Below are 6,950 nucleotides of genomic sequence, written 5' to 3' on the forward strand. Positions count from 1 at the left end.
GACCATGTAGGGAATGCCCACCTGACGGCCCAGCAGGATATGTTCGCGGGTCTGGGGCATGGGGCCGTCAGCGGAGCTGACGACCAGGATTGCGCCGTCCATCTGCGCGGCTCCGGTGATCATGTTCTTGATGTAATCGGCGTGACCGGGGCAATCGACGTGCGAGTAGTGCCGGGTGGCGGTCTGGTACTCGACGTGGGAGGTGTTGATGGTGATGCCACGGGCCTTTTCTTCGGGGGCCTTGTCGATCTGGCTGTAGTCCATCGTTTCGATGGTGGGGTCCATCGCGGCGGCCGTGAAGGTGATGGCAGCGGTCAGGGTGGTCTTGCCGTGATCGACGTGTCCGATGGTGCCGATGTTCACGTGCGGCTTGTTGCGCGAAAAAGTGCCTTTTGCCATGCTGGTGTCCTCCTGAAAAAGACTGAAAGGGGGCTTGGGGTCAAGACTGCCCTGCTGTTTAAAGTCAACGGCGGGCAAGCCTGAACAGTGTATCCGCCTGCTTGACCTGTGCCAAGACTTGCCTCACGTTGTCGCGGCGGGGTTCATCAGAAGCGGCCCACACAAAAAACATGCAGGCCGTCTGGGCAAAACCATGGAACTCTGGTAAAGATTGCTGGAGCTTCTGATCAGGTTCGAACTGATGACCTCTCCCTTACCAAGGGAGTGCTCTACCACTGAGCTACAGAAGCGCGTCTGAGAAGGGGCGAAAAAGGATAAGCGGGAAACGAGACTTGAACTCGCGACATTCAGCTTGGGAAGCTGACGCTCTACCAACTGAGCTATTCCCGCAGGATGAAAGGAGGTAAAGCGCTGGTGGGCAGGGGCGGATTCGAACCGCCGTACACTTACGTGAACAGATTTACAGTCTGTCGCCTTTAACCACTCGGCCACCTACCCGCAGTTGTCATGGTTTCACCGCCGATTGAAACTGACGCTGAAACTGTGGAGCCACCCATCGGAATCGAACCGACAACCTTCCGATTACAAATCGGGTGCTCTACCAGTTGAGCTAGGGTGGCTGGAGCGAAGGCAAAGCTGTCCCATCTGGGTGCGGAAGAGGCCGCGCAGGCACGTTCACTTCCGGCTGGGAATAGTAGCACTGGTTATAGAGGGTGTCAAACCTTGCTGGCGGGAGCTTCCTGGGCGGCCCCCAAAAGGCTGGCCTGGCTGTTCGGCCCCCTTCCGAATCTGTGGAGCAGCGCGACTTTTCTCGCCTTCCACACAGGTCTGCTCAGGGTTGATCTGCGGGCTGTCCAGCATAGGTGGACCTTCCCGGTGGACGGGTCAGGTAGCCGCCCCCACTTGCTGGGCAGCTCCGGGGCTATGAGCCATTCGGCGCATTCCCTGCCAAGCCATGCGGCGTATGCTGTCCGGCGCACGAGTTGTTTCTGGACGCCTTTTCCGGCGACCCAGACCCGCTCTTTGATTCTCTCGCCCCCTTTTCTGACATGCCCATCGTGTCACCCCAACGAGGTTTTTCTCTTGGACAGTCTGCGTTCCCTGTGGCCCTATCTGAAAATGCACCAGCGCCAGTACATCATCGGCATGGTGCTGGTCATCTTTGCCAACAGCATCAACCTGTTGCCCTTCTATTTCATTCGTCTGGTCATCGACGGCCTGACCGGGGCGCGCGACGGCGATCCCGGCACGCCCGGCATCACGCTGGCGCAGGCTGGATGGTACGCGCTGGGCATCGTGGTGGCGGCGGTGGCAGCGGGCGTGTTCATGCTGTACATGCGCCGCCTGATCGTGGTGGCCTCGCGCCAGACCGAGTACGAAATCCGGCGCGACATCTTTGCCCACCTGCAAGGGCTGGACAAGCCGTATTACGACCGCGCCAGCACCGGCGACCTGATGAACCGCCTGACCGGCGACCTGAGCGCCGTGCGCGAGACGCTGGGTTTCGGCCTCTGGCAGATCGTGAACATCGTGTCGGGCTTTCTGACCTCGTTCGCCGTGATGTTCAGCCTGAGCTGGCAACTGACCCTGATCGTGCTGGCGGTGGTGCCGATCATCGTGGGCGTGCTGACCTATCTGGCGCGGCTGATCAACGTGCGCCACCGGCTGGCGCAGGAGCAGAACAGCAAGATCGCGGGCAAGGCGCAGGAAAACTTCAGCGGCGCGCGGGTGGTCAAGGGCTACGCCATCGAGGACCGTGAGATCAGCGAGTACAAGGCCATGAACCTGGAACTGCTGAAGCGCAACATCGCATTGACGAAAGTGGACGGTCCCCTCAGATCGTTCATGAGCCTGCTGCTGGGGCTGGCCTTCGCGCTGATCCTGCTGGTGGGCGGGCGGCTGATCCTGAACTCGAACGGGGCATTCACGGTGGGGATGTTCGTGCAGTTCGTGGGCACCCTGGAACGCCTGACTTTCCCGATGCTGATGATCGGCTGGATCACCGGCGTGACCCAGCGCGGACTGGCCTCCTGGCTGCGTCTGCGCGAACTGTACGACGCCCGCGCCCAGGTGCAGGACGTGCCGGGGCGCACCGACACCAGCATTCGCGCGCTGGACGGCGACTTGCGTTTCCGGAATGTGTCGATGAATTACGGCACCCGCGAGGTGCTTAAAAATATCGACCTGCATGTGCCCGCTGGTACGTTCCTGGGCATCACCGGACCTACTGGCAGCGGCAAGACCGTGCTGGGGCAGCTCATCACGCGCAGCATGGACCCCAGCTCCGGCGTGGTCCGCATGGACGGCCACGACTTGCGGGTCATCCCTCTGCGGGTGCTGCACGACGTGGTGGCGGTGGTGCCGCAGGAACCCTTCCTGTTCGGCGATACGCTGGCCAACAACATCGCCTTCGGGGTGGAAAAGCAGGAGTTGCCCCTGGTCAAGACTGGCGTGAGCGTGGTGGGTGCGCCGCCCGTGCCAAATATTCCCCAGCAGCCCGACCCGGAACGGGTCCGCAACGCCGCCCGACTGGCCGGACTGCTGGAAGACATCGAGGGCTTTCCAGACGGCTTCGAGACGCTGCTGGGCGAGCGCGGCGTAACGTTGTCGGGCGGCCAGCGCCAGCGCACGGCGATTGCGCGGGCCATCGTGCGCGAACCGGCCATTTTAATTCTGGACGACAGCCTCTCGGCGGTGGACACCGAGACCGAGCGCAAGATTCTGGACGGTCTGCGCGAGGTCAGTCAGGGCCGCACCGTGATCCTGATCGCCCACCGCGTCAGCACGTTGCGCCACGCCGACAAGATCGTGGTGCTGGAGGAAGGCCGCGTGACCGAGCAGGGCAGCCACGACGAGCTGCTGGAATTGAACGGCCATTACGCCGAGCTGGAACGCCTGCAACGTCTGGCCAGCGATCTGGACGAGGAAGACGACGCCATCGGTGATCCCGAAGCGGCGGCGGACCGTCTGGCCGCGCGCCGGGAAGCCATCCGCGACGCTCAGGCTACGCAAACCCAGGCGACCCAGACCCAGCCCACGCAAACCCAGACCCGTCAGGAGGTGCTGAAGTGACCGCTCCCGACGACAGCTACAAGAAGGAATTCGACGCCCAACTCACGCGGCGCGTGCTGCGCTACGTTCAGCCTTACCTGAAGCTGGTGATCGGCGGCATCGTGCTGGCGCTGCTGATCTCGCTGGCCTCCCCGGTGTTCGCGCTGATCCAGCGCCACGCCATCGACAGTTTCCTGACGCCGCTGGCCCTGCAACGCGGCGGCAATGTGGACGCGCTGTACCGGGGCCTGACCATGACGGCGCTGCTGTTTGCGGGCCTCAAGGTGCTGCAATTTGGCCTGCAATACGCCTTCGCTCTCGCCATCGGCTACCTGGGCCAGAACGTCCTGCGCGACATCCGCGCCGACGTGTTCAGCAAGCTGCAACGCCTGCAACTGTCCTACTTCGATCAGAACCCGGTGGGCCGCCTGATCACCCGCGTCACCAGCGATGTGGACGCCATCAACCAGTTCATCACCAACGGTCTGGTCAGCCTGATTCAGAGCAGCTTTATCATCGTGGTGTACGTGGTCATCATGCTGTCGGTCAACTGGCGGCTGGCGCTGATCAGCTTCACAGTGCTTCCGGTGCTGTACTTCGCCACCAACTTCTTCCGCACCAAGTTGCGCGACGCCTTCCGCGATACCCGCACCCACCAGGCCACCGTGAACAGCAAGCTCAACGAGAACATCACCGGGATGCTGACCGTGCAACTGTTCGGGCGCGAACGCCGTAGCGCGCTGGATTTTGACCACAGCAACCGCGCCCTGCTGACCGCCAATGAGAACAGCGTCCACTGGTTCTCGCTGTTCATGCCTGTGGTGGCGGTGCTGGGACAGGTGGCCGTGGCGCTGATTCTGTTCTTCGCCTCGCGCCAGATTCTGGGTGTGAACGTGGATGCCAACGGGGCTTTGCAGACGGGCGTGGTGGCCGGGGCGATCACGGTGGGCACGCTGTTCGCCTTTATCCAACTGTCGCAGCAACTGTTCCAGCCGATTCAGGATCTGGCCGACGTATTCAACACCCTGCAAGCGGCGATGGCCTCCAGCGAGCGCATCTTCGGCGTGCTGGACACGGAAGAAGAAATTGCCGACAAGCCGGACGCCAAGACGCTGCCGAACTTCGAGGGCCGGGTTGATTTCGAGCAGGTGTGGTTTGCCTACGATCAGACCGTCACCGCCGAGACGCCCGACAGCGACAGCCGCTGGATTCTGCGCGGCATCGATCTGCACATCCAGCCGGGCGAGAGTGTGGCCCTGGTGGGCGCGACGGGCGCAGGCAAGACCAGCGTGACGGCCCTGGTCAGCCGCTTTTACGACGTGCAGCGCGGCGCGGTCAAGGTGGACGGCGAGAACGTGCGCGATCTGGCGCAGCACGACCTCCGCAAGCATGTGGGGGTGGTCTTGCAGGAGGTGTTCCTGTTCGCCGGGACCATCGAGAGCAACCTGACCCTGAACAATGAGGAAATCCCTCACGAGCGTGTGGTGGAAGCCTGCAAGTACGTGGGGGTCCACGACTACATCCTGTCGCTGGAAAACGGCTACCAGACCGAGGTGCGCGAGCGTGGCGCAACGCTGTCCACCGGGCAAAAGCAACTGCTGGCCTTCGCCCGCGCGCTGATCCAGAACCCGGACATTCTGCTGGTGCTGGACGAGGCCACCGCCAACGTGGACACCGAAACAGAGCTTCGGATTCAGCAGGCGCTGATCAAGGTGATGTATGGGCGCACCAGCGTGATCATCGCCCACCGCCTCAGTACCATCGAACACTGTGACCGGATCGTGGTGATGAAGAAGGGCCGCGTGGTGGAGCAGGGCAGCCACAGCGAACTGCTGGAGCAGGGCGGTTACTACGCCCGCCTGCACCGCCTCCAGTATTCGCAGGCCGACGCGGCGGATTGAAATCGGGAAAAGGGGAGAGGCCGGAACGCATATTGCTTCCGGCCTCTTCCTTTGCCCCGCGCTACTTCAAGGTCTTGCTGATAAACCCGTTGCTGTAATAGTCCGTCGCCTTCGCTCCAGCCGGCAGATTCCCCTGCTTGACCAGGACAGCCACCGCTTTCGTCCAGGCATCGGGATTGCTTGCGCCGATGCCGTTGGCCTGCGTGTAGGCACTGGTCATCAGCGGCGTGCTGGCCTTGAGGATCTCCAGCGTCCCCGCCTTGCCGAACACGGGCTGGGCCAGTTTGAAGGCGCGGGCGGGGTCCGCCACCGTGAATTTCAGGCCGCGCTGGCTGGCCCGCACCACTTTGGCGGCCAGATCACCCGTTAGCGACTTGCCGGAGGCGATCAGGCCCACGCCCACCATCGGGTACGCGGCGGAAATGTCGAGAGTGTAGACCTTCTTGCCCACCGACTGCTCCAGCAACACCACGTCGTTGTTGATGTACCCCACAGCGGCGTCCACCCGCCCGGCCCGCACCGCGTCCTGCTGCGTGAAGCCGATGGTGGCGAGTTTGATGTCCTTGCCCTCTTTTAGCTTGGCGCTGTCCAGTACGGCCTGGATGGCGTGATAGGTGCTGCCGTAGGGGCCGGGAATGCCCACTGTCTTGCCCTTTAAGCTGGCAATCCCGTCCAGTGGCTTGAGGCTGAAGACCGTCACCGGATTCTTCTGATACATGGTCATGATGTACTTCACGTCCGCGCCCTGATTGCGCGCAAAGATGGCGTCCTCGGGATCGCCCACCACGAAGTCCAGCTTGCCTTGCAGCAGCAGCGGCAGCAGTTGGGTCACGTAGCCGTGCTGGTAGTTGACCTTCAGGCCCTCGGCGGCAAAGTAGCCCAGCTTGTCGGCCACGTAAAAGGGCGTGAACTGCACGTCCGGGTTGTAGCCCAGGCCGATGTTGACCGTGCGTGTGGGCGTCTGGGCCTGGGTGGTCTGGGTTCCTCCCAGCAGGAACGCCAGGGAGAGGAGGGCAAATCGCTTCATGAGACCGAGTATAGGAGTGCGGCGTGACGCGTCTGTGATGGGCCACGCTAAGCCACTGTCTCGCCCATTGCCACGCCATTGTACGGATGCCGCCGCGCCTGTCCATGCGGCACAGTGGAACGTGGAAAGGGAGGTGGACATGCCAGCAGACCGAGGTTCGGATCAAGAAATAGATCGGCGCGGCGACGACGCCCCCGATCAAGCACACTTCAAGAGGCGCAAGAGCCTCTGATCAATGGTTCGGACAGTTTTGACCAGCTCTAAGCTGCTTTGACTCCCAGATCCAGCGGCCTGGATGGATGTTTTTCCAATTCAGCAAATCTCGCCTGAAGACCGAGATTGCTCAGTATTCGCCACGCAAACAGTCGATTGAAGGCCCGCCGCTTGATGTCCTCGTAGGAAAACACCAGCGAAGTGACCGGGCGACCCTGGAGGCCGCTGGCCTCCAGGAGCATTTCAGCCCGGCCCAGACTGAGTGCAAAGAACGCAGCATTCCAGTGATTTTCCAGAGCCTGCGTCTTGCGGAGCTGGCATGTGGTCAGCCCTGCGAACTGCTTGGCATCGCGAAACAC

4 protein-coding genes, 4 tRNA genes and 1 pseudogene are annotated in these 6,950 nt (G+C 62.2%); 2 read left to right on the forward strand and 7 right to left on the reverse strand.

Annotated elements, in window-relative coordinates:
• From BOO71_RS11070 to BOO71_RS11090, 5 genes are all read right to left on the reverse strand, one after another.
• A partial coding sequence (locus tag BOO71_RS11070; RefSeq protein WP_175607429.1) for a GTP-binding protein occupies nt 1–399 on the reverse strand: 399 nt, incomplete at its 3' end.
• Nucleotides 400–614: 215 nt separating this feature from the next.
• Nucleotides 615–689 (reverse strand) — tRNA-Thr (locus BOO71_RS11075).
• A gap of 27 nt (nt 690–716) precedes the next feature.
• Nucleotides 717–789 (reverse strand) — tRNA-Gly (locus BOO71_RS11080).
• A 22-nt stretch (nt 790–811) separates the two neighbouring features.
• A tRNA-Tyr gene (locus BOO71_RS11085) sits at nt 812–897 on the reverse strand.
• A 46-nt stretch (nt 898–943) separates the two neighbouring features.
• Nucleotides 944–1,019 (reverse strand) — tRNA-Thr (locus tag BOO71_RS11090).
• Between the two features lie 499 nt (nt 1,020–1,518).
• Here BOO71_RS11090 and BOO71_RS11095 point away from each other — a divergent pair.
• Nucleotides 1,519–3,471, forward strand: coding sequence for an ABC transporter ATP-binding protein (locus BOO71_RS11095; protein ID WP_083653355.1), 1,953 nt, complete (start codon nt 1,519–1,521; stop codon nt 3,469–3,471).
• Entirely contained in the window at nt 3,468–5,351 is a 1,884-nt protein-coding gene (locus BOO71_RS11100) for an ABC transporter ATP-binding protein (protein ID WP_075832303.1), read from the forward strand. Before BOO71_RS11095 ends, BOO71_RS11100 begins: the two co-directional genes overlap by 4 nt.
• Nucleotides 5,352–5,412: 61 nt before the next feature.
• On the opposite strand, the gene BOO71_RS11105 is transcribed toward BOO71_RS11100, so the two are convergent.
• Both BOO71_RS11105 and BOO71_RS27780 read right to left on the reverse strand, forming a co-directional pair.
• Nucleotides 5,413–6,378 carry an ABC transporter substrate-binding protein gene (locus BOO71_RS11105; RefSeq protein WP_083653354.1) on the reverse strand — a complete coding sequence of 322 codons (966 nt, stop codon included), beginning with the start codon at nt 6,376–6,378 and terminating at the stop codon, nt 5,413–5,415.
• Between the two features lie 260 nt (nt 6,379–6,638).
• Nucleotides 6,639–6,950, reverse strand: a pseudogene (locus BOO71_RS27780) (IS4 family transposase); the annotation flags it as partial.

The organism is Deinococcus marmoris (genome assembly GCF_001949125.1).
GTDB lineage: Bacteria > Deinococcota > Deinococci > Deinococcales > Deinococcaceae > Deinococcus > Deinococcus marmoris_A.

Excerpts from the sequence above, each read along its gene's own strand:
- BOO71_RS11095 (WP_083653355.1), top strand. The coding sequence starts at position 1,519 with ATGCACCAGCGCCAGTACATCATCGGCATGGTGCTGGTCATCTTTGCC.
- BOO71_RS11105 (WP_083653354.1), bottom strand. The coding sequence starts at position 6,378 with ATGAAGCGATTTGCCCTCCTCTCCCTGGCGTTCCTGCTGGGAGGAACC.